This is a genomic window from Caballeronia sp. AZ1_KS37 (genome assembly GCF_023631165.1).
In the GTDB taxonomy this organism is placed as follows: Bacteria; Pseudomonadota; Gammaproteobacteria; order Burkholderiales; family Burkholderiaceae; genus Caballeronia; species Caballeronia zhejiangensis.
The window spans coordinates 18824-43053 of the sequence record NZ_JALQDP010000038.1; the positions used below are offsets into that span (position 1 = coordinate 18824).

The following is a 24230-nucleotide window of genomic DNA, read 5'->3' on the forward strand; positions in this document are numbered from 1 at the left end:
ACATTCAAGGCTGTCGGAGCGGGTGGAGTATTGGATCGGCTATACGAGCATTCTTTTCTGACGATTGCCGGAGCGCTACAGATGACTAAGGACTTCGCAGACGACGTTGCCTTGCCACGTGGCGATAGCGCGGAAACGGTCACGGAATCGTATATACGGTTTCTGAAGCGCAACTATAAGGTTATCGTCGGGACGACCGTAATCGTTGGCAGCGTCGCGTGCGAGTACGCGATCCTCGCAACGCCGATCTATCAAACAAGCATATTGCTGCAGGTTCAGGAGCCTCCCGAATCGTCGGGCAGAAGCTCGCTCGAAGATGTGTCGTCACTGTTCGCGGTGAAGCCTCGCGCTGCAGCCGAAGTCCAGAAGATCACGTCGCGCAGCGTGCTGGAATCAGCTATCGCACCGATGCATTTGGACATCTCGCTCACTCCGCGTCGCGATATCTGGACTCGCGCGCAATCGAAGTTTGGCGCCGCGTGGCGCAGAATCACCGGCGAGGCCGAGGTAGGCGGCGTTCAACCGGGTTTGGCTTCGATTGCAGAAGTGCCCGAAGGCCTGCGCAAGAAGGCACTGGAAGTAGTGTCGGAAGGCAACGGACACTATCGTCTTTTAACTCCCGACGGAGAGACTTTTAAGGGCAACGTATCGACATTGGAAAACTTCGAGACGAAGCGCGGTGCGATCGCGTTGAAGATCGATGCGCTTCCTGGAGGTGCCGGTCAGGTTTTCGATCTTCGGCGGTTATCGCGATCGGCAGTGGTCGAAAAGCTTCAGGAAAGACTGAGCGTCACGGAGCGAGGGAAAGAATCGAATATCGTTAGCGCATCCCTGGAAGGCACCGATCCGGTTTTCATTCGAAACATACTTCATGCAATCGGCACGACCTATGTCGCAAGTGAAGAGGCGAGAAGAAGCGCCGACGCACAGAAATCGATGGAGGCGTTGAGCACGGAACTGCCGATACTGAAGGGTCAGATAGAGAAATCGGAGGACCGGTTCAGCCGGTTCAAGAACGAGACGGGCTCAGTCAATCTTAGCGAGCAAGCGAACGTCGTCATCAGACAGCTGGCCGACGTGCAGGCCAAGATGACGGATCTCCAAGTGCAACGGCAGGAACTTCTGCGAAGGTTCACGAAAGACGACAGCACGGTGCTTGCGGTGGATCGGCAAATCACTACACTGAGCGCGCGTGCCACGCAATTGGAAGCCGAAGCGCGAATGTTGCCGGAACTCGAGCAACAGGCGCTTCGGCTTTCACGCGATATCAGCGTCAACAATCAACTCTACGCAGGCTTGCTGGCGAACATGCAGCAGTTACGCTTCATCAAGGCCGGCCGGGTGAATGAAGTACGACTGATCGACGACGCCACGCTTCCTGAAGATCCGATAAAGCCACGGCGATTGCTCATTGTTGTGCTCGGAATTGTTGGCGGCGCTTTTCTGGGAATTCTGCTCGCGCTCGCGAGAAAAGCATGGTCGGGCAAAATCGACGGTCCCGATGATATCGAGCGGCGCACGGGTTTGCCTGTGTTTGTGAGTGGCGCGTTCGGAAACGTAGCAGGGGCCGCATCGTATCGCCAAGGTATCGACGTTGCTCGTGCAGGCGCGAATACCACATCCAGAGCGCCGTCGATCGAGAGCCTGCGTCGATTTTCTGCCATCTTCGAGCATAAGATGCTCGAGTCCGGTTCTCGCATTGCGGTTTTTAGCGGGGTCAATGCGTGGACGGGAACATCATTCGTAGCGGAGCAAGTCGCGGCTCAACTTGCTCAGAGCGGCGCGCGCGTGCTCTTGATCGATGCCGACGCGCGCGCGGGACGCTTATCCAAGAGGCGAAACGCCGGATCTGCGCCCGGGCTATCGGATGTTATCTCCGGACGCAGCACGTTCGACGAGGTCGTTCGGATCGGCTCCGCAGGTGACTTCGACTTATTGCCGAGCGGAGTGCGAACGGACGGAGTACCTTCCAGCCTTTCGAGGGATACACTACGAAAATCGCTGACGTCGGTTGGCGAGCGTTACCAGTTCGTCATCCTTGATGCTGCGCCGGTGCTCAGCGCGGCCGAGACGCTCGTCATGGCGCGGCAGGCGGGTTGTGTGTTCATTGTCGCGCGAGCGAATTTATCGAGAATCGCCGATCTGACAGCTTGCGTCGACGCGTTCGAATCGATCGGCGTTCGGGTAACCGGGGCCGTGCTTAATACCTTGGGCCGCAGAAAACATAACGCGCTGACAGCCGCCCCCGTCGTCGGCGCCGAGTCGTCTTCGACGGCCGGCAACTCGCGCGCTTCGCCGAGCGCCTTCGGCGGCGCTTCACTGACCACGCAACGCGACGCGATTCGCGACGGCATCGCGCCTCGTCCATCGGGACTTCACGAGACATGAACGATCTGCAAATGTGTAGCGTCGGCCGGGCCGCCGCAGCCCGCGGGTGTCATGACGGATCCCGTCGCGCTGTAGCGGTCTTTGCGCTGGCCTCGGTGGTCTCCGTGGCGTCGACTTCGACGCGCGCCGCCGATCTTACCAGCGCCCAATGGACCGCCTTGCAGAAAAACGCACAGTCGATCGTCGATACGGAATCACCGGCATCGGCATTGCCTTTCACGATAAGCACTGCGCTCATAGGAACCGGGCGTCGACCTATTGTATTTGCTCATTACTTCACTCCATTTCCTCTCTCTATCGATAACCTTCCGGCACGTTCCGATTACTATTGCACGGAGTATCTGAATCGCTCCGGTGAAGGAAGCAAATACGCGAGCGTTGGCGGCTATCTGCGCGACCGGCCCTTACCTTTGGCCCGTTACACCACTAACGTCTATAAGCAGCGCGCCCTGGCCGTGGAGATACTGCGCGCGAGGAAGATTGACATAGACGGCTTCGGCGTAGACCTTCTGCAAATCAACAGCGGCTCGCTATGGGACGACGTGATGCGGGTCTATTCCGTTGCACAGCATGTCGCGCCCGACTTCAAGATTCTGGCCGAACCGGATATGGCGGCGCTCGATGGTGTCAGTGTGTCGGATATGGTCGCGGCCATACGTGTCATTGCAGGACAGAAGAACGCGTATCGAATGGCCGACGGAAGCCTTGCAATTGCGCCGTTCTACGCGGAGAACGTCAGCCAGAATTTCTGGTCGGATGTGATTCGCGGAGCTGCGGCTGCAGGCGTGAACGTCACGTTGATTCCCATTCTTCTCGATCCCGCCAAATCCGCCGACTTTCGCACAATCACGAATTCCTTTTCGTTCTGGGGCGTTCGAACGGTGCCGGAATCGACCGATAAAGGCGGTTGGGAAGATCAGGCGCTTACAAATCTCGAATCGTTCGGTGCAGATATCATGACGCCCGTCGCGCCTCAGGATTCACGGCCAAAAGACTCGGTGTTCTGGGAAGCGCAGAATTCCGCACTCTTTCGGGCGCAGTGGTCTCAGGTGACGTCGCGAGATCCAGCCTACGTGCAGCTCGTCACCTGGAACGACTACTCGGAATCGACTCACGTCTCGCCCTCTGTGGGTACGCAGTATGCCTTCTATGATCTCGCGGCTTACTACATCGAATGGGCCAAGACCGGAAATCCGCCGCCGATCGTTCGGGATAGCATTCTCTACTTTCATCGCAGGCAGATCTTTACGCCGGGCCAGTCTTCGACGCCGGAGACCGCGATGGTCGAAGAAGGCGTGGGCTCAGTCGTCAACGACATCGAAATGGTCGCCTTCCTGACCGCGCCCGCTGTCTTGCGGATAACCTCCGGCGGAACGGACCACACGTCGAATGGCGTGGCGGGCTTGAACGTATTCCGTGTTCCGGCGGTCTCCGGCGTACCGAGCTTCGCCATTATCCGCAATGGAGCCACAGTCGCACAGGTAACGTCGACCACATCGATCGTCTCGGTAGGCGCGGCGCAGGACCCGTTATACATCGGCGGAGGATCGGCGCGCTCGCCCGTAAGTCTGGTATGCAGCCAGTAGCGCGCTCAACAAACGACATGGCGGCCACATGAAAAGCCCGGCGAACGTGGTTTCATATCTTGCATTGGGTATCTTCCTGTTCGCGGCCGAGTTCTATACCCTGGGGATGAGTCCCGGGCATAGCCCGCTGATGCTCGTGTCTCACGTTCTCTTGCTTGGCGTGGTCCTCTTTCACCTCGGCATGCACTTGTTCGACAGCAAGCCGTCGTTTGCGGACGCATCTGTCGTGGTGTTCGAGATAACTTTCCTGATACTCGCACCGGCTCTTCAGTTGGCGCATGACGCGCAAGTGCTCGTGAATACGATGCCCTTCGACGACACTTCGGCGCTGCATGCGAATCTCATATTTATCGTTTTCATTGTCACTTACCTTGGCGCGCGACATCTTCTTCCGCGCACGATTCAAGCGTCGACGGCCCGCGCTTCGGAACCATTGACGATCCGTTATGCGGCGCTTATTCCGGCTCTGGCGATCTGCGTCGTGGCTGCGATGAGCGCATTCAATTTTGCCAGCCAACTGCAGGCCGGCGATCTGGATGGAATCGACGTCACCCCTTTGGACATGATTCGCGCGAAGGTGCTTTTCTTTCTGATCGTGCCCGTGTTCATTCTTATCGTGTTGCATCGTCCTCGTCGAATCGGACTGGTGTGGATTGCGCTCGCGCTTTTCGCGTTCGTCTTGCTACTCATTTGCCAGAATCCGCTGACGGAAAAGCGAAACGCACTCGGTCCCATCTATCTGACGCTGCTCGCATTGGCGTTTCAGCGGCACCTCAAGAGTCCATCCCGAGTGTTCTGGGCAATCTTCGTTTTGAGCGGACTGTTTTTTCCTTTTTCGGAGTTGTTCACGAACAGCAGAATCGATAAGTGGCCGCTTTCTTGGGCCACGATAGAGAGCTTCTTCGAGGAGCACTTCGCATCCACGACCTATGACGCGTGGGCCAATACGGAAGCCATTGTGGAAATGGTGAGTCGGGAAGGAATCAATGCGGGCAGGCAGCTCGCGGGCTCCCTGTTGTTTTTCGTTCCACACACTGTCTGGCCCGACAAGCCTCTTGCGACCGCAATTCTGGTGGGCGAATATCTGCAGCGAAATTACAGCATGTGGTTTCTAAACCTTTCCGCGCCGTTGCCTGCCGAAGGCTATTTCGATTTTTCGTGGGCGGGCGTCGTAGCTTATGGTTTCTTGCTGGGTTATTTCTCGCGCCGCGCCGACGCGTTGGTCGAATCGCCGATACCGCTTCGGCGAGCGCTGGGATGCTATCTGTCGTTCTACGTTGTGTTCGTCCTGCGCGGGTCATTGATGGTCGCGGTCGCTTACGTGGTGCCCGTTCTCGTCACGTTTCAACTCGTGTCCGTGCTCCTCACATCGCGAGAGAGCAGACGCGCCGAGCCGCGCACGGCGAGGCCGCTCTATAGCGGTATGGCACGTCGAAAGTAACCTCTCGCCGGTTTAGAGAACGGTGAGTGCTTCAGGCGGGGACGCCGCTCATGTTCTGCTCTTGCCCAATCCAGATCTGACTGTCGGGAAACCAGAACTCTCTGGATTTTGGCGGCGCAGCCAATGTCACTGGCAAGTCAGGATTGAATATTTTTGACCAGGCCGACAGATAGGACGGCATCTTCACAAGATGGCCGCAGTTCGAAAGCAGCAGACTCGATACCAGCGCTTCTCGTCCGATCTCCAGCCCGGGATGACCGCTGAAGTGCACTGGCTTATCGCCGTTGGATAACAGTTTCGCGGGCGCGACATTGATCGGACGCTCGAACGGCCACGCACTGAAGAATTCGATGAAAGCCGGCTCGTCGCTGGAAACAAATATGTTGGTCAATTGCGGGTTGAGCATGAGCGTCTTATCGACAAGCCGGCAGAAATCGACCCACGGAAGCGTCACCGCTTCAAATTTCTTGTCAGTGCCTCTGAAGTGCACGCCCAACGTGGAGGCGCTGATCCCGAGTCTTGCGCAGGTCGATTCGACTTCTTCGCGGATGTGCGCCGCGGGCCGGTAATACGAGCGGAACAGATCGCTCGCGCTTCGCAGACGAAGCGCTGCGTCATACCGTTGCCGGAAACCCAGTTGAACCGGATCGCGCACGGTGGATGTCCGAACCTTATGCGACGTGGCGTGCCCGTTCTCCGGCCGGACGCTTTCGAAGAGCGCCGAAAACCAGTCGATCGTTCCTTTCACATCGCCGTACAGGCCGCCTCGGGCCGAAATTCGCGGAGTCAGGCGGTTCTCTTCACAGTGCATAAGGATGAAGAGAACCATTTGCATGATCGCGAAGAAGCCGCAGTTTTCCCTGATCTCGATCGAAAACACACCGTGATTCTGCCGCTGCCGTGCAAACAACATCGCGCGGCTGGGCGCGGCAAGCGAGTACTTGAATGTTTCACTACGACGCAGTTTCCTCAATTGATCCACCACCATGCGAAACATGTTCGATTCCTGTTGATTATGTTCGCGTGAATACCCGCGTCACGCGTCGACGTACCCGGTGCGCTGTGCGTTCTTCGTGAAGTCGGCATAAGTGGCCGCGATGCCTTCTCTGAGCGAGATCGTGGGCGTCCAGCCCAAAGCGGATAGCCTGGATACATCCAGCAATTTCCTCGGCGTGCCATCCGGTTTCGAGCTATCGAATTCCAGTGAGCCCTGAAAGCCTACGACGTCGCAGACGAGGCGGGCGAGGTCCGCGATTGCTATGTCGCGTCCACATCCGATATTGAACATGCCCTCGGCGTTATGGCTGTCGAGCAACGCGAATACCGCCGACGCCAGATCGTCGACGTGCAGGAATTCCCGTTTCGGCGAGCCCGATCCCCAGACCGAGATCGATTGGAGTCCGTTCAGCTTCGCTTCGTGTGCCTTTCGGATCAGCGCGGCCAGAACGTGCCCGTTCTGCAGATCATAGTTATCGTTCGGACCGTACAAGTTCGTAGGCATCACCGAGATATACCGCATCCCATGCTGGCGGTTATATGCCTCACACAGCTTGAGCCCCGCAATCTTGGCGATTGCATATGCCTCGTTGGTCTGCTCGAAGGCGCTCGTCAGCAGATATTCTTCCTTGATGGGTTGAGGGCAATACTTCGGGTAGATGCACGACGAACCGAAGAAGACCAGCTCGGGCGTGCGCTTCTTGAAGGCCGCGTGGATCACATTCGTTTCGATGACGAGATTCTCATAGAGAAACGAGGCCGGTTGAGTGGAGTTGGCGTGTATGCCGCCGACCTTCGCAGCGGCGAGCAGCACGACATCGATGCGCTCGTGCGCAAAGAAATCGGCCACAGCGCGCTGATCGAGCAAGTCGAGTTCCTGTCTGGAACGGGTAACCAAATGGTGATAGCCGCGACTGGCGAGATGCCGGAGAAGGGCCGAGCCGACCATGCCCTTATGCCCGGCAATAAATATCCGAGAGCCTTTATTCATGTTGGTGCTCAATCGTCCATTGATGTGCGTTGATCGGAACGTGAGGCCCGATGTGCGATTGCCAGATTAGCGAGGCATTCGGTCAATCATCAGCTTGTGGCGGACGTTGGCAAGGTATTGTCGCGACCGGGCTTTCTCGTCATCGATGACGCGGCCGCCATCTATGCGCCATGGACGGCTCATTACCCGCGAGACCCGCCTCAGCCAACGTCATGGCAGATTCGGCCACCCCGCCTGGCGCGGCTTTCCCCAATCCTATGCTGCGTGAACGCATGCAGGCCGTTACGGGATCGATTCGTCCTTGAACGGACCGGCTCAGACGAGCCATCGAGCATCGATCTTGACACCAGGAGAGGGACCTGATGATTCCAGTAAACGAACCCCTGCTCGAGGGAAACGAGAGGACATACCTGAACGAATGCATCGAAAGCGGCTGGATCTCGTCGGACGGCGTATTCGTCGAGCGCTTCGAACGCGCAATGGCTGCATATGTAGGCCGCAAGCATGCGATCGCCGTCGCAAACGGAAGCGCGGCGCTCGACGTCGCCGCCGCTGCACTGAGTTTCGAGCCGGACGATGAAGTCATCATCCCGACGCACACGATCATCTCCTGTGCATCGGCGATCGTTCGAACCGGCGCGCGACTGCGGCTCGTCGATTCGAATGCGGATACATGGAACATGGACGTAGCGAAAATCGAAGCGGCCATCACGAGCCGCACGCGCGCGATCATGGCCGTACATACCTTCGGCTTGCCGGTCGACATGAAGCCGGTGCTGGACCTCGCGAAGAAGTACGGCCTGGCTGTGATCGAAGACGCGGCGCAGGCTATCGGGCTCACCTATGAAGGAAAGCAATGCGGCAGCTTCGGCGATATCTCCTGCTTCAGCTTCTACGCGAACAAGCACATCACGACGGGCGAAGGCGGCATGATTCTCTGCGACGACGATGCACTGGCGGCGCGCGCAAAGAGTTTGCGAAATCTTTGCTTCAAGCCCGAGAGGCGGTTCGTGCATGAGGAGCTAGGCTGGAATTATCGTATGAGCAGTCTTCAGGCTGCGGTCGGGCTTGCGCAGTTCGAGAAGCTCGATGAACGCATCGCGAGAAAGCGCGCACTGGGGCGGCGTTACGAAGCGCTTTTGCATGATGTAAGGGGCCTGGAACTTGCTCCTGTTGCGTGTTCCTATGCCGAGAACATCTATTGGGTGTTCGGCGTGGTGCTGGATGATCGCCTGCCCATCGGCGCGGACGAAGCATGCGCAATACTCGCCGATGCCGGCGTTAGCGCGCGGCCATTCTTCTGGCCCATGCACGAGCAGCCTGTATTTCGCAAGCAAGGGTTATTCGAGGGCGAAAGTTATCCGGTCGCCGAGCGCATGAGCCGGCGCGGTTTCTATTTGCCGAGCGGACTTGCACTAACCGAAGCGCAGCAGGATCAAGCGGTGGCCGCGGTCCGGAACATGATGGCCGAGTATGTCTAGAAACTCCGCAAGCCATGCTCGCGGACATTGCCTGCTTCATATGACCGTCATCAGTCACATCGATGATGGGTCGTAACACCACGGAGTGCAGCCATGGAGAATGCAATGCGTTCGACCGACTCGATGTCGATGGCCAACGCGCTAGCGCCGCATATGCAGTCTTGCCGTCGCATTGTGCCGGTCATACTCGCGGGAGGATCGGGCACGCGCCTCTGGCCGATGTCGCGCGAGCAGTTTCCGAAGCAACTGATTGGCGTCGTCGGACGTGACTCGCTGCTTCAGGCTACGGTGTTACGAATGGACGGATTCTCCGGCGACTTCGACGTCGATATGCATCCGATCATCGTGTGTGGCGAAGAGCATCGTTTCACGACCGAGGAACAAGTGCGGTTATGCGGCGTCGATGCGCGGATCATTGTCGAGCCCGCGCGTCGTGATACTGCGCCCGCACTGACGCTCGCGGCGCTTGCGGCCGTCGAAAGAAACGAAGACGCGATTCTCGTCGCGATGCCTTCCGATCATTCGATCGCCGATCTTGGCGCGCTGCATGAAGCGATATCGATCGCGGCGGACTACGCCGATAGCGGAATGATCGTGACGTTAGGGGTTCCGCCGACGCGTCCCGATACCGGCTTCGGCTATATTCGTCTCGGCGAAGCGCTGGAGAAGGGTGCTCATCTTATCGACCGCTTCGTAGAAAAGCCTGCCGCCGAACTCGCCGCGCAATACCTCGCTGCACAAACATACTGGTGGAACAGCGGCATCTTTGTCGTTCGCGCGAGCGTGTGGCTCGATGCCCTGGCGCATCTCAATGCCGATATGCATGCGACATGCACGGCGGCACTGAAAGACGGCAAAGCCGATGGCCATTTCTTTCGTCCGTGTCCGAATCAGTTCGGCCGTGTGCCTTCCGATTCGATCGATTACGCGGTGATGGAGCATATCGGCGACGCTGGCTCGCCTTGCAACGGCGTAGTCGTGCCGCTGTCGGCGGGATGGTCAGACCTGGGATCGTGGGACGCAGTATGGGAGGCCATGGAAAAGGACGGCTTGGGCAATGTCGGAAGCGGCCGCGTGGTCTTCGAAGGCGCGACGTCGAGCTACGCGCGCTCCGATGGCGGACGGCTCGTCGCGTGCGTCGGCACGTCGAACGTCGTTGTCGTCGATACCGACGATGCCGTGCTGGTCGCCGATCGCTCGCACGCGCAGGACATCAAGCGCCTTGTCGCGCGCATCCGCGAACAGCATGCGCCCGAGGCCGAAACGCATCGCAAGGTTCGTCGTCCATGGGGCTTTTACGATTCGATCGAACATGGCGAGCGTTTCCAGGTCAAGCGCATCGTCGTGGCGCCTGGCGCACGACTTTCGCTCCAAATGCACCATCATCGTGCGGAGCATTGGGTCGTCGTGCGCGGCACCGCGCTCGTCACGCGCGGGGACGATCAGTTTCTGTTGTCGGAAAATGAATCGACCTACATTCCGCTCGGCGTCCGGCATAGGCTGGAAAATCCGGGCAAGGTGCAGCTCGAGATCATCGAAGTTCAATCGGGTTCGTATCTCGGCGAAGACGATATCGTGCGGCTGGATGACTGCTATGGCCGTATCTGATGTTATCGACAAAGCTCACGAAGGCGGGGCATGACATGCGCGATATTCAAGGATTGCTGGCAAGGCTCTTCGATGTCGCGATGGTCGTCGGAGGGGCCACCGTTGCATCGCGGATCAGGTTCGACAACATCGCCGAACCGGGCTATTACGTGCCGTTCGTGGCCTTTGCTGCGGCGTTTTCGCTCGTATTGTTTCCGGGCTTCGGCGTGTACGAGTCGTGGCGCGGGCGCAGCAAGCTCGTGCTGACGAGCCGCGTGTCGCTCTCATGGCTCGTGGTGCAGGCGTGCGTCCTCGTGCTGATGTTCTCGCTGCATCGGCTCGATGATGTCTCGCGCCTCTGGTTCGCGTACTGGACTGCGATGTCGGGCGCGCTGATGATCGTGGGCCGTCTCGTCACGCATGCGGTGCTCGCGCGCATGCGTCACGCCGGGATGAACTTTCATGACGTGGCGGTCGTCGGTTGCGGGCGGCATTGCGAGTCGATCATGAAAAGAATCGAGCGCGCGAGCCATTCGGGTTTTCGTACGGTCGCGGTATTCAACGCATCGCCCGAATTGCCGATAACTTCAACAGTGCCGGTCTTCGAAGATTTTGACACCTTCGTGCGCCACGCTCGCGAGCAGCATGTGCATGAAGTCTGGCTTGCACTGCCGCTATCGCAGGAGAAAGCCATTCTGCGGTTCGTGAATGAGTTTCGCGACGATCTCGTCAACGTGCGATTCATTCCCGACGTGCGCAGCCTGGCCCTCTTCGAAAGCGGCGTGAGCGATTTGCTCGGGGTGGCGGCGATCAATCTCGTCGCTTCTCCGCTTTCGCAAAGAGCGCTATTGCAGAAGGATGTTTTCGACCGGCTGTTCGCGCTCGCGGCGCTCATCGCGGTCGCGCCGCTTCTGATCGCTATCGCAATCGCGGTCAAGCTTAGTTCGCCCGGGCCCGTATTCTTCAGACAGCGGCGCAAGGGCGCGGATGGACGCGAATTCACCATCTACAAGTTCAGGTCGATGCGCCTGCATATCGAACAGTCCGGCATGCTGAAACAGGCTACGCGCAATGATCCGCGCGTGACGCGTGTCGGTGCGTTTCTCCGGCGCACGAGTCTCGACGAGCTGCCGCAATTCTTCAACGTCCTGCTCGGCGACATGTCGGTCGTGGGACCGCGTCCACATGCGCTCGAACATGACGATCTCTACCAGAAAGTCGTGCAAGGTTATATCCATCGATACCGCATCAAACCGGGCATCACCGGATGGGCGCAGGTCAATGGCTTTCGTGGGGAAACGGACCGGATCGAAAAGATGGAGGCGCGCGTGGCCCATGATTTGTACTATTTGGGAAATTGGACTTTCGCACTCGATATGCGGATCATTGCCGCGACGGTGTTCAAGGGTCTGCGCGGGGCCAACGCTTACTGAAGCGTAAGTATCGCGCCCGGCGTGCGCGATGCAGGCATCATCTCTTTCTCGCGACGAAGGTCGCCGACAGATCGGCGGCGCTAAGTTCGCCGCCCATCCATCTCACGCTGTCGAGCACTTCGAAGCCGCTGAGATCCAGCATCAACTCGACTTCAGGCTTGAACATATAACGCATGACGTGCGTCTCGAGAACGGTTTCGACGCATTGCGTCTTTCCGTCCGTCATCATGATGGTGTAGTTGACGGTGACGGTATTCTCATGAGGACGCATCAGCGGTTCGGCGATGCGGATTACCGCGGTTTCATCGCTCGTGGCGCGCTTGATGCGAACCTTGGGCGGGTCGGCCAGCACGGCGGGACCGTACCAGCAATCGAACAGAAAGAGTCCTGAGCGCGGCAGATGAGTCGCTGCGGTGTGGCACATCGCCATGAAATCCGCGTTCGTCGTCTGATAGCTTGCGACATGAAACAGCGAGACGACCGCGTCATATAGCTCTTCGGTGCGGACGCTTCGCGCATCGCCCTGCTGAAACTTCAGTCTCTTCGCCACCGTGCCCGGCAGTGAAGTCCGTCTCGCATCGGCGCGTGCGAGCATGTCGAAACTCATGTCGATGCCGGAAACCGAAAAGCCGGTGGCCGCAAGCTCCGCCGCGTGGCGTCCTGTCCCGCAACCGAGATCCATAAGATGGCCGCTGACTATTCCATATCGACCGAGCAGGTCGGTGACGAACGCGGCCTCCGCCTTGTAGTTCTTCTCGTGATAGAAAAGATCATAGTATTGCGAGTATCGCGTGCTGAAACTCATGTGAGCCACTCCGAATTAGAGTTGGTGCCCAACGCATGTCCGCGCAATGGCGCATTCGTCCAGGTGACCGAAGCGCCGCTCGATAACAAGTCTCACTTGACGTTCCGGTTCAAGACAGAGCGTAGCCTTCGCACGAATCGCGACTTCATGCGTGACGGAATTCGGCAAGATGTTGGCCGGGCCGCCTGTGCAGGCCGCGAGGCCGGTTTTGACAAGGCGATGACGGAAATAGAAGTTATGTTTCGGAGATCATCGAGTCTTCGATCCCGGAGGATGAAGGTGATCCGAATAGGTCATTCCGCAACACGGTCTTTTGTTTAGGCGCCGCGAAACGACATAGTTCGAACTCCGTATTAAGCGCCTTTCCATAACTTTCATGCACTTATTTTCAAACAGCCGAAGAGATCGAACAGTCGTGTTGTTATCGCGGCCGAACGCGCCGATCTCGGCCAAAACCATGCTTTTCGCCGCCATGGCGGAAAGAACGGATGCAATAGGAAACTACGCTCCCGAAATAGTACGGAATCGACGGCATCGGTACGGCCTGCGATCCGCAGACCTGCAACCGAAACATAGGAAGATAACGCCATGTCGAACGTTACAGCCTTCGGCGATGCAGAGTCGAGCGGTCTCTATCATGCAGCGGAAGAGAGAAGCACAAAGCTCATAGGAATCATGTTGTATGACGGATTTTCTCTTCTGGGCGCTGGAACGCTTGCCGAGGCGCTTCATATCGCCAACGAGTTGCAATCCGCTATCCTGAGCAATGGCGTGACCTATAGCGTTCGTCTCGTCTCCGCCCGCGGTGGCGCGATAGCTTGTTCATCGTCGGTCTGTGTGTGGACCGAGCGCTTAGGTGGCCAGCGCTTTCAGGGCTTCGACGCGCTATACATTGCAGGCGGCGCTGGCGTGACGCGCGCAGCTGCGGATGAAAGTCTCCTCGAGTCATTGAGGATCGCGTGTTCGCAAAGCGGCGCGGTCGGTTCGCTCGGCAATGGCGACGCGCTGCTCGCCGCCGCGGGCGTCGCCCGGCGCGACTGGGCTTCGATGGGACGCGGCGTATGGGCTGGCGGAACATTGAAAAGCACGACGTCGACCGAACGCGGCGATGCGCTCGTCAACTCGCTGGCGCTGGTGAAGCGCGATCTCGGCTATGACATCGCAACGGCTTTGGCAGACCGGCTGGCCTCGTCCAACGATCAGCATCTGCCAATCATGCTGAGTACCATCGGCACGACGACGCTCGCCGAGAAAGCGCAGGAATCCGCGCGCTGGCTGGAGCGCAATTGCGGCCGTCCCATCTCCGTCGGCGACGCGGCTCGCACCGTTGCGATGAGCGAGCGCAACTTTCTGCGGCTGTTCAAGCGTGAGATCGGTCTGACGCCTTCGCAGTATCTTTTGCGTGCGCGTCTCGATTTGAGTTGCGAATTGCTTATTAAGAGCGACTTGCCGATCGACAAGATTGCGCGCAGGACCGGTTTGACCAATGGCGAAAGATTTTCGAAGGTATTCAGAAAGCAATTTCTGATGTCGCCAACGGAATACCGGTCTCGAAAGAAGAGCGGTGACGCAGTGTGATCGCACGTTTCGCGCTTCACAGGCGCAGCCGGAATGACTTCCTCCAACTCGATAGCGCAGGCATATCCACGTCGGGCGGAAAGCGCATCCTAACCATGGCAATGTTCCTCTAATCTGCCAACAGCACTTTCACGCCCTCGGCGGCTTCGTGTCGCAGGGCGTCGAGATCGAGGCCCGGGATCACGCCGTCATCGACGACCACGCGGCCGTTCACGATGTTGTAGCGAACGCGCGCCGGCTCGCCCGATGCCACGGGCGCCACGGCGAGATCGTGATAGCCATAGAAGCGCGGATCGTCGATGTCATAGAGAACGAGGTCCGCCGCCTTGCCGACTTCGAGCGTGCCCACTGCATCGAGACCGAGCACGCTTGCGCCGCCCGCGCTGCCCCAGTGAATCGTCTCCTCGATCGTCGTCGCCGATGCGCCCTGCGCCGCGCGATGCACGAGCCACGCGAAATGCGCCTCGTTGATCATGCTGCCCGATTCGTTCGACGCGACGCCATCGACCCCGAGCGACATCGGCACGCCCGCCGCGGACATTTGCGGTGCGGGGGCGATGCCGCTGCCAAGCCGCGCGTTGCTCATCGGGCAATGCGAGCAGCCGCTGCCGGTCTCCGCGAGCATCGCGATCTCGCTCGCTTCGAGATGCACGAGATGCGCGAACCACACATCGGGTCCGAGCCATTCGTGATCGGCGACGAATTCGACCGGCAACTTGTCGAAGCGCTCGCGGCAGAAATCGACATAACGTTGCGTCTCCGAAAGATGCGTGTGCATGCGCAAGCCCATGCCGCGTGCCGCGCGTGCGATCTCAGGCAGAAGATCGGGCGGCAGAGAGAAGGTCGGCGTCGTCGGCGCAACGACGACGCGGCGCATCGATGTCGCGCGGGCATCGTGATAGCGCGCCTTCAGGCGTTCGATATCGGCAAGCATCTGATCGAGCGTCTCGGGCTTTAACGCGACCTTCGAGAAGCCCGGATGATCGCCTGCCGCCTGCAACGCGCCGCCACGGCACAACACGAAGCGCAGGCCGAACGACGCCGCTTCGTCGAAGAGCAGATCGCCTGTTTCCGTGGTGCCTTCCGCGTGATAGAGATAGTGATGATCCGCGCACGTCGTCACGCCCGACAAAAGCAGCTCGGCCATGCCGAGGCGTGCAGCGACACGCGCGAGGTCCGGCGTGAAGCGAGCGAGCCGCGGATACGGCACCGCGGCGAGCCATTCCTGCAGATCGGCGTTGATGCCTGAAGGCACCGCTTTCAGCAGGTTCTGGAACAGGTGATGATGCGTGTTCACCCAGCCTGGATAGGCGACGCACGAGCGCGCATCGATGACGCGTTCGTCGTCGCGTGCGTCGAGATTCGGCGCGATGGCGCGGATGACGCCATCGCGGATGCGAATATCGACGTTGCCGAGCCGTGCGGCGTCGCCACACAATCCGCTCATCACCGCGACGGGATGTTTGATTAGTAATGCTTCGTTTGAGATGTTCATGAACGCTTGTCCTTTCAACACGTTTTACTCGCGCACCATGCTGGGCGCAGGTACGACGTCTTCCTCATGTGCGCCGTTGAGCACGGCGTTCAGCACGACCGACACGAGACACGCGAGCACGACGCCGCTGTGCACGAAGGGCTGCGTCCAGTCGGGCATCTGCTTGAACACTTGCGGCGCCATCACCGGGATGAGCGCGGTCGCGATCGTGAAGCCGACGATCAGCACGTTGTAGCGGTTGCGCTCGAAGTCCACTTTGGAGAGCGTCTGCACCCCCGCCGCGACCACGACGCCGAACATCGCGATGCCCGCGCCGCCGAGCGCAGCGGCAGGCGTCGATGCGACGACCGCGCCGATCTTGGGCACCAGCGCGACGACGCACATCAGCACGCCGCTCACCGCCACGACCCATCGGCTGCGCACGCCTGTCAGGATCACGAGTCCCACGTTCTCCATGAATGCGATGAACGGGAACGCGGCGAACATTCCGGCTATCGCGCTCGCGAGACCATTCGCGCGCATGCCGCGCACCGCGTCTTCCTCGCTGATGTTCTTGTCGACGATATCGCCGATCGCGACGAAGAGACCCATCGATTCGATCATCTGCACGACCATTACGACGATCATCGTCAGAACGGGCACCACGGAGAACACGGGCATGCCGAAGTGAAACGGCAACGGCATCGTGAACCACGGCGCGTTGGCGACGTTGGCGAAGTCGCCCATGCCGAGCGAGCAGGCAAGCACGCTGCCCGCGACAAGTCCGATCAGCACCGACAGATTGCGCAGGAACGCATTGGCAAAGCGGTTGACGGCGAGAATCACGAGCGCGACGAACAACGCGACGCAAAGGAACGGCAACGCGCCGAAGTGCCGCGCGTTCTCACCGCCGCCCGCCCATTGATACGCGACCGGAAAGAGCTGCAGTCCGATCACGGTGACGATGCAGCCGGTCACGACAGGCGGAAAGAAACGCCGCAAACGTCCGACGAGCGGCGCGGCGAACATCGTGAACACGCCCGCGCCGATCACCGCGCCGCACACGCCCGCGAAGCCGACGCCGGGGCTCAGGCCGATCGCGATGACCGGTCCCACGCTGCTGAACGCGACGCCTTGCAGAATAGGCAGACGCACGCCGAACTTCCATACGCCGACGGTTTGCAGCACCGTCGAGATGCCCGAGCAGAAAAGCGCCGTGCTGATGAGCACGGTGGTGTCAGCGGGCGACATCTTCAATGCGGATGCGACGATCAACGGCACGGCAATCGCGCCGATGTAAGCGACGAGCATATGTTGCAGGCCGAGCGTGATCATCTGCCGCTTGGGCAGGATGCGATCGACGGGATGTTGGTCGGTGTTCATCAACGTGTCTCCTGATTATCGTTATCGGCGGCTGCGTTCGTCAGGCCGCGACAGGCACCGCAAGGCAGGCATGAAAGCGCTCGGTCAGCGCGGCGCGGTCGAGTTCGCGTCCGATGAACACGATTCGGCTCGAACGCGGCTCATAGCCCCACGCCTGCGCCGCGCGCAATTCGATGATGTCGTGCACGCCTTGCAGCACGTAGCGATACGGCTGTCCTTTCACGGCGAAGATGCCCTTCATGCGAAAGAGGTTCGTCGCATCCGATGCGCGCAGTTCGGCGAGCCACGCTTGCAGCGCGTCGAGTTCGATATCGGCATCGACTTCGATGCCTACCGAGCTCACGCTTTCGTCGTGGTGATGATCGTCGTGGTGGTCATCGTGATCGTCGTCCGCTTCGACGAGCTGCTGCGCGAACTCATTCGCGCCCACGCCGAGAATCGTGTGCAGATCGATCTGCGCAAAACTCGATTCGACGATTTCAGCCGTTGCGTTGAGGCCGCGCAGCCGCTCTTTCAATGAAGCGATGTCCTGCGCCGTCACGAGGTCCACCTTGTTGACGACGATACGATCCGCGCACACGATCTGATCGACCGCCTGGTTGTCGCGGCCGTCGAGCACGAGATCGTCCAGATGCGCGGCGATATGCTTTGCATCGACCATCGTCACGACGGCATCGAGGGTCACGCGTTGCGCAATCGGATCGTCGATGAAGAAGGTCTGCGCGACAGGATACGGATCGGCGAGCCCGCTCGTCTCGACGATGATGTGATCGAGCCGCTCGGGCCGCTCCACCAGCATCCTCACGATGCGCACGAGGTCTTCGCGCACTGCGCCGACGCAGCATACGCATCCGTTCGTCATCTCGTAGATCTCTTCGGTCGATTCGAGCACGAGCCCGCCGTCTATGCCGACTTCGCCGAACTCGTTCTCGATCACCGCGATCTTGTGTCCATGCTTTTCGCGGAGGATGTAGTTGAGCAGCGTGGTTTTGCCCGCGCCGAGAAAGCCGGTCAGCACCGTGACCGGAATCTTCTGGAACGCGTTATGAGTCGTATGGATGTGAGTCATTGCTTGTCTCCTTTGAGTCAGTCAGCTCTATGTTCTTTCCAGCGTCGAACCACGTTGCAATCGAGGCCGAAGAGATCCAGCACGCGGCCGAGCGTGTGATCGATCATTTCGTCAAGCGAAGCAGGGCGCGCGTAGAACGCGGGCACCGGCGGCGCGACGATGCCGCCCATTTCGGTGACGGCGATCATGTTGCGCAGATGGGCCAGCGTGTACGGCGTTTCGCGTGCCAGCAGCACGAGCGGGCGTCGCTCCTTGAGCGTGACGTCGGCGGCGCGCGAGATGAGGCTCGATGAAAGTCCGCCGGCGATTTCGGCGAGCGTCTTCATCGAGCACGGCGCGACGATCATGCCGAGCGTGCTGAACGAACCGCTCGAAATGGCGGCGGCCATGTCATCGCATCGATAGGTGAAGCTCGCGAGCGCGTTGACATCGGCGAGCTTGTGTTCGGTCTCTTGCTGCATCGTCAGAAGCGCGCTGCGCGAGATCGTCACATGCGTTTCGATGTCGAGTTCGCGCAGCAATTCCAGAAGGCGCACGCCGTACGTGAAGCCCGATGCGCCGCTGATACCGACCGCGATGCGCCGCCTGCTCATCGTGCGGCTCCTTTCAGAATGGCGGCTGCACGTTGCATCGCATCTTCGCCGATGCGCGCACGTATGCCGTCGAATTGCGAGCCGCGCGTCGCGTCGATGCCCATGCGCGATGTGGTGCCTTCGACGGACGACGAAGGATCGAGCGGGCTGCCCGGCAATCCGCCGACGATGAACACATCGTCATGCGGTTGCGCATGTGCCGCGATCGCCCAGAGCACTTGCGAGTCGTCGGTTATGTCGATATCGCCATCGACGGCGACGACATGCTTGAGATACGGATCCCAGCCCAGCAACGCGAGCATGATCTGACGCGCTTCGCCATCGCGCGTCTGGTTCAGCGCCACATAGCAATGAAAATGCGTGCCGGAGTTCGGGTAATGCAGCGCAGTGACCGCTGGAAAACGCGCCTTCAGCTTCTCGCTCATTTCCGCTTCGCGCGGCAGACGAGCGAGCGTGAGATGCTCGGCATACGGACCACCGACGACATCGACGAGCCATGCATCGCGGCGGCGCATCATCGTATCGACGCGCATAACGTTGTTGGTCGAACGGTCCGACGAATAGCCGGTGAACTCGCCGAACGGACCTTCATCGGCGCGCGCATCGGGATCGATCGTGCCTTCGAGCACGAACTCCGCGGCCGCCGGCACGCCAATGCCATAACGCGGCGTGCGTACCAGTTCGAGCGGTGCGCCGAACAGTCCGCCGGCGATGGCGCGCTCGTCTGTGCCGAACGGCACGCGCGATGCCGCCGCGAGCATGAACAACGGATGCGCGCCGATGACCATCGCAACCTTGAGCGTGTCGCCGCGCGCCTTCGCCGTCTGCAACATGCGCCACAGATGACCGCGCGAATGCAGGCTCGTTGCGAGCGCGTTCCTCGCATGAAGCATCGAACGGTGATAGCTCATGTTCGCGATGCCGGTCACCGGATCTTCGGCGACGATTACCGCGTTCGTGATGTACGCGCCGCGATCGGTGGCGAAGTGGCGAATCATCGGCACATGCGCGAGATCGACCGCGTCGGCTTCGACGACTTCATCGAGCACGGGACCGCGCGCGACATGCAGCGGCGCGATCGGTGCATTCGCGCGTTGCTGATAGGCGTCGAAGAGGCCGGGCGCATCGACATCGAACAGACGGGCGATACGCTCGCGCGATGCGAAGAAGTTGGTCGCCAAAGGCGTTGCGATACCTTCGACGTGCTCGCATACGAGCATCGGATGCTGCCCGCGCGCGGCAAGCGCGGCGACGATCGCGGTGACGTCCTGATCGGCGGACAACTGTTGCGTGAGCGTCAGCACATCGTGGGGATATTGCTCGCGATAGGCGTGCGCAAAGCAATGAAAGTCCTGCGTGGCGCGAAAGAGGTTATCGGCCATCGTGAGCTCCATCGAGAGAAGGAAGGGCGCGTGAGCGACCGCGCCCGCATGACATCAGGCCGTCTGCGCGACTTCGTCGTTCTTTACATACGTGGCCTTCAACCGTTTCTCCGCTTCGGCAAGGTCCTTCGGCGGTTTAGTCGGCTCGATGCCCACCAGTCGCGCGATGTTATTGCCCATGTAGTCTTCGAGACCGTCCTCATCGAGGTCCATGCCTTGCGGCGCGGGACCGCACAGCATCTCCAGTTCGCGCAGCCACATGCCCGGCTCGTTCGGCGGCGAATCGGTGCCGAACACGATCTTGTTGCGCGGCAACTCGCGTGCGAACTCGACGATGCGCGACTGATAGCACCAGCCCGATTCGCAATACACGTTGGGCGTATCCATCGCCATCCAGAAGGCTTCGAACGAGTAATTGCCGCCCGTCTGGATCCCGAAGTGACCGATGATGAAATTCACCATCGGGAATTCGCGGATGATCGGATAGAACTGCGTGGGAATCGTGTACGGTCCATCGCCTGTGTGAATCAGCACGACGACGCCCAACTCGGCGCATTTCTTCATCGCAGGGCGCAGCCAGTCGAGCGCGCGATCCGGCCGATAGCCATGCATGTTCGCGTGCAGCTTGAGCATCTTGAAGCCGTATTCCTTGACGTGAAATTCGAGTTCCGCCGCGCCGTTTTCCGGACCCCAGCGCGGGTTATACGTGAAGTTGCCGATGAAACGATCGGGATACTTCTGCGTCAGCTCCGCGATATACGACATGTAATCGCGAATGCCTTCGCGCCCGCGCCGGTTGCCGTCGCGATAGCCGGTGTTTCCCGGCGGCGGCTGGATGAAACCCATGTCGATGCGGCGCGGCTTGCCGTTGATGATGTACGGACCGTCCATCATCTTGAGAAGGCGTTCGCCGGTGAACGGCTCGCCCGTGTGCCGCCAGGCTTCGTCGACGAGATTGGTCGGATGCAGATGGGTATCGATGATCATCGGCGCGCTCCTGCGTAGTCAGCTTCTTTGTATTGGTCGAGATTGGCTTGCGCTTCTTCGACGCTTTTGGGCGGCGCGCTCGGTTCGATGCCGAGCATGCGCGCGAGGTTGTTGCCGAGATAATCCTCGAGCGTGTCTTCGTCGAGATTGAGGCCTTGCGGCGGTTCGTGACACAGCACTTCGAGCAGGCGCAGCCACATGCCCGGTTCGTTGGGCGGCGTGTCGGAGCCATAGAGAATCTTGTGCGTCGGCAATACCTTCGCGAATTCGACGATGCGCGATTGCAGGCACCAGCTCGATTCGCAATAGACGTTCGGCGTATCGAGCGCCATCTGATAAGGCTCGAAGCAATACACGCCGCCGGTCTGCACGCCGAAGTGCGCCATGATGAACGGCACCGACGGAAACTCGCGGATCAGCGGATACCATTCGCTCGGAATGCTGTACGGTCCGTCGCCGGTGTGCAGCTTGACGATAAGCCCGAGGTCCGCGCATTTGCGCAACGCGGGACGCAGCCAGTCGAGCGCGCGGTCCGGCCGATACGCGTGCATGTTGGCCTGCAACTGCACCATCCTGAAGCCGTGTTCCTTCGCGTAGAACTCGATTGCGTCGGCGCCGTTCTCGGGGCCGCAGCGCGGGTTATAGACGAAGCAGCCGAGCAGGCGGTCGGGATACTTCTGCGTCATCTCGACGGTGTACGCCATGTAGTCGTCGATCGACTCGCGGCCGCTTCTCACGCCATCGGTCCACGTATAGATGGTGTTGCCTTGCGGCGGTTGGATGAATGCCTTGTCGATGCGACGCGGCTTGCCGTTGATGATGTACGGGCCGTCCATCACCTCGATCAGACGCTCGCCCGAAAAGGGTTCGCCGTCATGGCGCCAGGCGAGGTCGACGAGATTGGTCGGATAACAGCTTGTGTCGATGATCATGGGTCTCGATCTCCTTGAGGGGAACTGGCGTGTCCAGTCGCCGGATCGCGGGCAGGCGCGTCGATGGAACAAGAGCTCTTGCGAGCTTGCCCATGCGGCCTTTTGCAAGACGCGTTGATGCGCCTTCCCCTCGCCGGCATCGAGTGTCACACTGACGTGCACTGCTGCTTGCGATGCAGTCTCACAAGTTATGCGCGCTCTGTACAATATTTTTTGACCACGATCTTGATACGTTAGCGATATGGACATGCGGCTTTTGCGGTACTTCGCGGTGCTCGCCGATGAACTCCATTTCGGCCGCGCAGCCGCGCGCCTGCACATTTCGCAGCCGCCCCTGAGTCAGCAGATCCGCATCCTTGAAGAGGAGATGGGCACTGCGCTTTTCTTGCGCTCGCAACATCGCGTCGAACTCACCGAGGCAGGGAAAACACTGAAAGAACAGGCGCCGCTGATCTTCGCGCAGTTCGAGCGCGCGATCGATCTCACGCGTTGCGCGGGACGTGGCGAAGTGGGAAGTCTCGAGATCGGCGTCATCAGCTCGGCGATGGTCGAGCCGATTCCACGCGCGCTCGGCGAGTTCGCGCGCAAGCATCCGCAAGTCAGATGGACGCTTCACGAGATGACGCCCGCCGCGCAGATTCAGGCGCTGAAAGAGCGGCGGCTCGACGTGTGCTTCTTTCGCGTGTCGCACGAAGATCCGGAGATCGTCAGCGAAGTCGTGTTGCGCGAGTCTGCCGTGGTCGCATTGCCGCTCGCGCATCCGCTCGCTTCACGCGCGGATATCGCGCTGCGTGATCTCGAAGCCGAGCGCTTTCTGTCGTTTGGTCTGCTGCAATCGCAACTCGCGCGGTTTCTGCGCGACTGTTGCGTCGAAGCGGGATTCACGCCGCGCATCGAGCAGGAAGTCGTCGAACTGCATACGCTGCTATGTCTGTTGCGCGAAGGGCTCGGCATTGCGCTGCTGCCGGCATCGGCGCAACAGCTGTCGGGCGGCGGCGTGGCATTCGTGCCGCTCGCAGCGCCCGCGCCCGAAGTCTCGCTTCATGCGCGTTATCGCGCGGACACGCCGTCGCCGGTGCTGGCGCGGTTTCTCGATACCGTGCGCGAAGTCGTCAGTCCGGATCGCGTGCGTTGACCGTTTGCGCGACGAGCTCGCGTATCGCATCGACGAGCGGCGCAACGCGTGCCGACTTCTCGCGCGGCCACACGGCGTAGAGGTTGTAGTGCGTCGGAATCTCGACGCGTGTGAGTTCGACGAGCTTGCCGTCGCGTTGCGCGTCGGCGGCGAGCAGGCCGCGCGCAAGTCCCACGCCGACGCCCGCGCTCGCGGCGGCGATCAGCCCCGCAGCGTTGTCAAAGACGGCGACTGCGTGCGGCTCCGCTTCCGGCAGGCCCGCCGCGGCGAGCCACGGAATCCACGAGCGCTTCGTGTAGCCGAGCAAGGGCAGCGCGAGCACTTGTTCCGGCGCGAGCGGCACGCTGAGTCCGCGCGCGCTTAACAATGCGGGCGAGCCCATGACCGTCAGACGGTCGCCGCAGATGAGCGCGTTCTCGAAGCCGTCCCATTCGCCATAGCCGTAACGCAGCGCGAGATCGACGCGTTCGAACGCGCTGCGGTCATGACGTGGCGCGGAAAGCATCGTCAGCGACGTGCCCGTCAATGCGCCGAGCAACGCGGGCAGGCGCGCGACCAGCCAGCTTTGCGCAAGCTCCGGATCGACGTCGAGCGTAATCGACTGCTTCACCGCGCGCTCCTTCACCGACGACAACGCGCGATCGATCTGCTCGAAGCCATCGCCTAGCTGATTCGCGAAGAGCGCGCCGGCATCGGTGAGCACGACGCGCGCGCCTTCGCGCACGAACAGCGGCTGGCCGACGAACTCTTCGAGCGTGCGGATCTGCTGGCTGATCGCGCTATGCGTGAGCGACAACTGACGCGCCGCGCTCGAAAAGCTGCCGGCGCGCGCCGCCTGCAAGAAGGCCTGCATCGACTGGATCGAAGGGTAGCGCTTCAACATGGGTGTTAGCCAGGCTTACGGGTGATCAAAGAAATCGTCGCTGGCGTTCTTGCATGACGGCTTCCGATAATGGCCGCAAGCTCGAACGACATTCAGGAGACAGCGC

The 24230-nt window shown here is 60.2% G+C and carries 19 protein-coding genes; 8 read left to right on the forward strand and 11 right to left on the reverse strand.

What is annotated here, in order from left to right:
* Positions 1-81 precede the first annotated feature (81 nt).
* The 3 genes from NCS00_RS25790 to NCS00_RS25800 are packed head-to-tail and all read left to right on the forward strand — an operon-like array spanning position 82 to position 5415.
* Positions 82-2388, forward strand: coding sequence for a GNVR domain-containing protein (locus NCS00_RS25790; protein ID WP_250441345.1), 2307 nt, complete (start codon positions 82-84; stop codon positions 2386-2388).
* Positions 2385-3974: an endo-1,3-alpha-glucanase family glycosylhydrolase gene (locus tag NCS00_RS25795; RefSeq protein ID WP_250441346.1), complete on the forward strand. Its 1590-nt coding sequence runs from the start codon at positions 2385-2387 to the stop codon at positions 3972-3974. Before NCS00_RS25790 ends, NCS00_RS25795 begins: the two co-directional genes overlap by 4 nt.
* A gap of 28 nt (positions 3975-4002) precedes the next feature.
* Positions 4003-5415 (forward strand): hypothetical protein, encoded by a 1413-nt coding sequence (locus NCS00_RS25800; protein ID WP_250441347.1) that lies wholly within the window; start codon positions 4003-4005, stop codon positions 5413-5415.
* Positions 5416-5446: 31 nt separating this feature from the next.
* Here NCS00_RS25800 and NCS00_RS25805 read toward each other — a convergent pair whose 3' ends face one another.
* Complete coding sequence (locus NCS00_RS25805) at positions 5447-6412, reverse strand: O-fucosyltransferase family protein (protein ID WP_250441348.1); 966 nt, start codon at positions 6410-6412, stop codon at positions 5447-5449.
* A 39-nt stretch (positions 6413-6451) separates the two neighbouring features.
* A complete protein-coding gene (locus NCS00_RS25810; protein WP_250441349.1) occupies positions 6452-7402 on the reverse strand; it encodes a GDP-L-fucose synthase family protein in 951 nt (316 codons plus the stop codon).
* 362 nt (positions 7403-7764) lie between these two features.
* On the opposite strand from NCS00_RS25810, the gene NCS00_RS25815 reads away from it, so the two are divergent.
* The 3 genes from NCS00_RS25815 (at position 7765) to NCS00_RS25825 (ending at position 11903) form a co-directional block, all read left to right on the forward strand.
* The gene (locus NCS00_RS25815) at positions 7765-8883 is read left to right on the forward strand and encodes a DegT/DnrJ/EryC1/StrS family aminotransferase (protein WP_250441350.1); all 1119 of its coding nucleotides are present in this window, start codon (positions 7765-7767) and stop codon (positions 8881-8883) included.
* A gap of 105 nt (positions 8884-8988) precedes the next feature.
* Positions 8989-10491 (forward strand): mannose-1-phosphate guanylyltransferase/mannose-6-phosphate isomerase, encoded by a 1503-nt coding sequence (locus tag NCS00_RS25820; RefSeq protein WP_502801545.1) that lies wholly within the window; start codon positions 8989-8991, stop codon positions 10489-10491.
* Between the two features lie 35 nt (positions 10492-10526).
* On the forward strand, positions 10527-11903 hold the full coding sequence (locus NCS00_RS25825; RefSeq protein WP_250441351.1) for an undecaprenyl-phosphate glucose phosphotransferase: 1377 nt from the start codon (positions 10527-10529) through the stop codon (positions 11901-11903).
* Between the two features lie 37 nt (positions 11904-11940).
* On the opposite strand, the gene NCS00_RS25830 is transcribed toward NCS00_RS25825, so the two are convergent.
* The gene (locus tag NCS00_RS25830) at positions 11941-12708 is read right to left on the reverse strand and encodes a class I SAM-dependent DNA methyltransferase (RefSeq protein WP_175980251.1); all 768 of its coding nucleotides are present in this window, start codon (positions 12706-12708) and stop codon (positions 11941-11943) included.
* 909 nt (positions 12709-13617) lie between these two features.
* Here NCS00_RS25830 and NCS00_RS33565 point away from each other — a divergent pair.
* Entirely contained in the window at positions 13618-14286 is a 669-nt protein-coding gene (locus NCS00_RS33565; protein WP_250441352.1) for a helix-turn-helix domain-containing protein, read from the forward strand.
* A gap of 109 nt (positions 14287-14395) precedes the next feature.
* Here NCS00_RS33565 and NCS00_RS25840 read toward each other — a convergent pair whose 3' ends face one another.
* The 7 genes from NCS00_RS25840 to NCS00_RS25870 are packed head-to-tail and all read right to left on the reverse strand — an operon-like array spanning position 14396 to position 22106.
* Positions 14396-15775 carry an isoxanthopterin deaminase gene (locus tag NCS00_RS25840; RefSeq protein ID WP_502800908.1) on the reverse strand — a complete coding sequence of 460 codons (1380 nt, stop codon included), beginning with the start codon at positions 15773-15775 and terminating at the stop codon, positions 14396-14398.
* 30 nt (positions 15776-15805) lie between these two features.
* Positions 15806-17143, reverse strand: a complete 1338-nt coding sequence (locus NCS00_RS25845) for a nucleobase:cation symporter-2 family protein (protein ID WP_175980248.1) — start codon at positions 17141-17143, stop codon at positions 15806-15808.
* Between the two features lie 40 nt (positions 17144-17183).
* Positions 17184-18212 carry a CobW family GTP-binding protein gene (locus NCS00_RS25850; protein ID WP_008346316.1) on the reverse strand — a complete coding sequence of 343 codons (1029 nt, stop codon included), beginning with the start codon at positions 18210-18212 and terminating at the stop codon, positions 17184-17186.
* A 17-nt stretch (positions 18213-18229) separates the two neighbouring features.
* The gene (locus NCS00_RS25855; protein ID WP_250441354.1) at positions 18230-18805 is read right to left on the reverse strand and encodes a UbiX family flavin prenyltransferase; all 576 of its coding nucleotides are present in this window, start codon (positions 18803-18805) and stop codon (positions 18230-18232) included.
* Positions 18802-20187 carry a UbiD family decarboxylase gene (locus NCS00_RS25860; protein ID WP_250441355.1) on the reverse strand — a complete coding sequence of 462 codons (1386 nt, stop codon included), beginning with the start codon at positions 20185-20187 and terminating at the stop codon, positions 18802-18804. Before NCS00_RS25860 ends, NCS00_RS25855 begins: the two co-directional genes overlap by 4 nt.
* Positions 20188-20241: 54 nt before the next feature.
* A complete protein-coding gene (locus tag NCS00_RS25865; protein WP_175980244.1) occupies positions 20242-21174 on the reverse strand; it encodes an amidohydrolase family protein in 933 nt (310 codons plus the stop codon).
* Positions 21171-22106: an amidohydrolase family protein gene (locus tag NCS00_RS25870; protein ID WP_250441356.1), complete on the reverse strand. Its 936-nt coding sequence runs from the start codon at positions 22104-22106 to the stop codon at positions 21171-21173. The genes NCS00_RS25865 and NCS00_RS25870 overlap by 4 nt, the downstream gene beginning before the upstream one ends.
* Positions 22107-22347: 241 nt before the next feature.
* Here NCS00_RS25870 and NCS00_RS25875 point away from each other — a divergent pair, with 241 nt between their 5' ends.
* Entirely contained in the window at positions 22348-23241 is an 894-nt protein-coding gene (locus NCS00_RS25875) for a LysR substrate-binding domain-containing protein (protein ID WP_250441357.1), read from the forward strand.
* On the opposite strand, the gene NCS00_RS25880 is transcribed toward NCS00_RS25875, so the two are convergent.
* Positions 23219-24124: a LysR substrate-binding domain-containing protein gene (locus NCS00_RS25880; RefSeq protein WP_034470129.1), complete on the reverse strand. Its 906-nt coding sequence runs from the start codon at positions 24122-24124 to the stop codon at positions 23219-23221. The two genes, NCS00_RS25875 and NCS00_RS25880, sit on opposite strands and share 23 nt — an antisense overlap.
* Positions 24125-24230 lie beyond the last annotated feature (106 nt).

Excerpts from the sequence above, each read along its gene's own strand:
- NCS00_RS25790 (WP_250441345.1), top strand. The coding sequence starts at position 82 with ATGACTAAGGACTTCGCAGACGACGTTGCCTTGCCACGTGGCGATAGC.
- NCS00_RS25795 (WP_250441346.1), top strand. The coding sequence starts at position 2,385 with ATGAACGATCTGCAAATGTGTAGCGTCGGCCGGGCCGCCGCAGCCCGC.
- NCS00_RS25800 (WP_250441347.1), top strand. The coding sequence starts at position 4,003 with ATGAAAAGCCCGGCGAACGTGGTTTCATATCTTGCATTGGGTATCTTC.
- NCS00_RS25805 (WP_250441348.1), bottom strand. The coding sequence starts at position 6,412 with ATGTTTCGCATGGTGGTGGATCAATTGAGGAAACTGCGTCGTAGTGAA.
- NCS00_RS25810 (WP_250441349.1), bottom strand. The coding sequence starts at position 7,402 with ATGAATAAAGGCTCTCGGATATTTATTGCCGGGCATAAGGGCATGGTC.
- NCS00_RS25815 (WP_250441350.1), top strand. The coding sequence starts at position 7,765 with ATGATTCCAGTAAACGAACCCCTGCTCGAGGGAAACGAGAGGACATAC.
- NCS00_RS25820 (WP_502801545.1), top strand. The coding sequence starts at position 8,989 with ATGCGTTCGACCGACTCGATGTCGATGGCCAACGCGCTAGCGCCGCAT.
- NCS00_RS25825 (WP_250441351.1), top strand. The coding sequence starts at position 10,527 with ATGCGCGATATTCAAGGATTGCTGGCAAGGCTCTTCGATGTCGCGATG.
- NCS00_RS25830 (WP_175980251.1), bottom strand. The coding sequence starts at position 12,708 with ATGAGTTTCAGCACGCGATACTCGCAATACTATGATCTTTTCTATCAC.
- NCS00_RS25845 (WP_175980248.1), bottom strand. The coding sequence starts at position 17,143 with ATGAACACCGACCAACATCCCGTCGATCGCATCCTGCCCAAGCGGCAG.
- NCS00_RS25850 (WP_008346316.1), bottom strand. The coding sequence starts at position 18,212 with ATGACTCACATCCATACGACTCATAACGCGTTCCAGAAGATTCCGGTC.
- NCS00_RS25855 (WP_250441354.1), bottom strand. The coding sequence starts at position 18,805 with ATGAGCAGGCGGCGCATCGCGGTCGGTATCAGCGGCGCATCGGGCTTC.
- NCS00_RS25860 (WP_250441355.1), bottom strand. The coding sequence starts at position 20,187 with ATGGCCGATAACCTCTTTCGCGCCACGCAGGACTTTCATTGCTTTGCG.
- NCS00_RS25865 (WP_175980244.1), bottom strand. The coding sequence starts at position 21,174 with ATGATCATCGATACCCATCTGCATCCGACCAATCTCGTCGACGAAGCC.
- NCS00_RS25870 (WP_250441356.1), bottom strand. The coding sequence starts at position 22,106 with ATGATCATCGACACAAGCTGTTATCCGACCAATCTCGTCGACCTCGCC.
- NCS00_RS25875 (WP_250441357.1), top strand. The coding sequence starts at position 22,348 with ATGGACATGCGGCTTTTGCGGTACTTCGCGGTGCTCGCCGATGAACTC.
- NCS00_RS25880 (WP_034470129.1), bottom strand. The coding sequence starts at position 24,124 with ATGTTGAAGCGCTACCCTTCGATCCAGTCGATGCAGGCCTTCTTGCAG.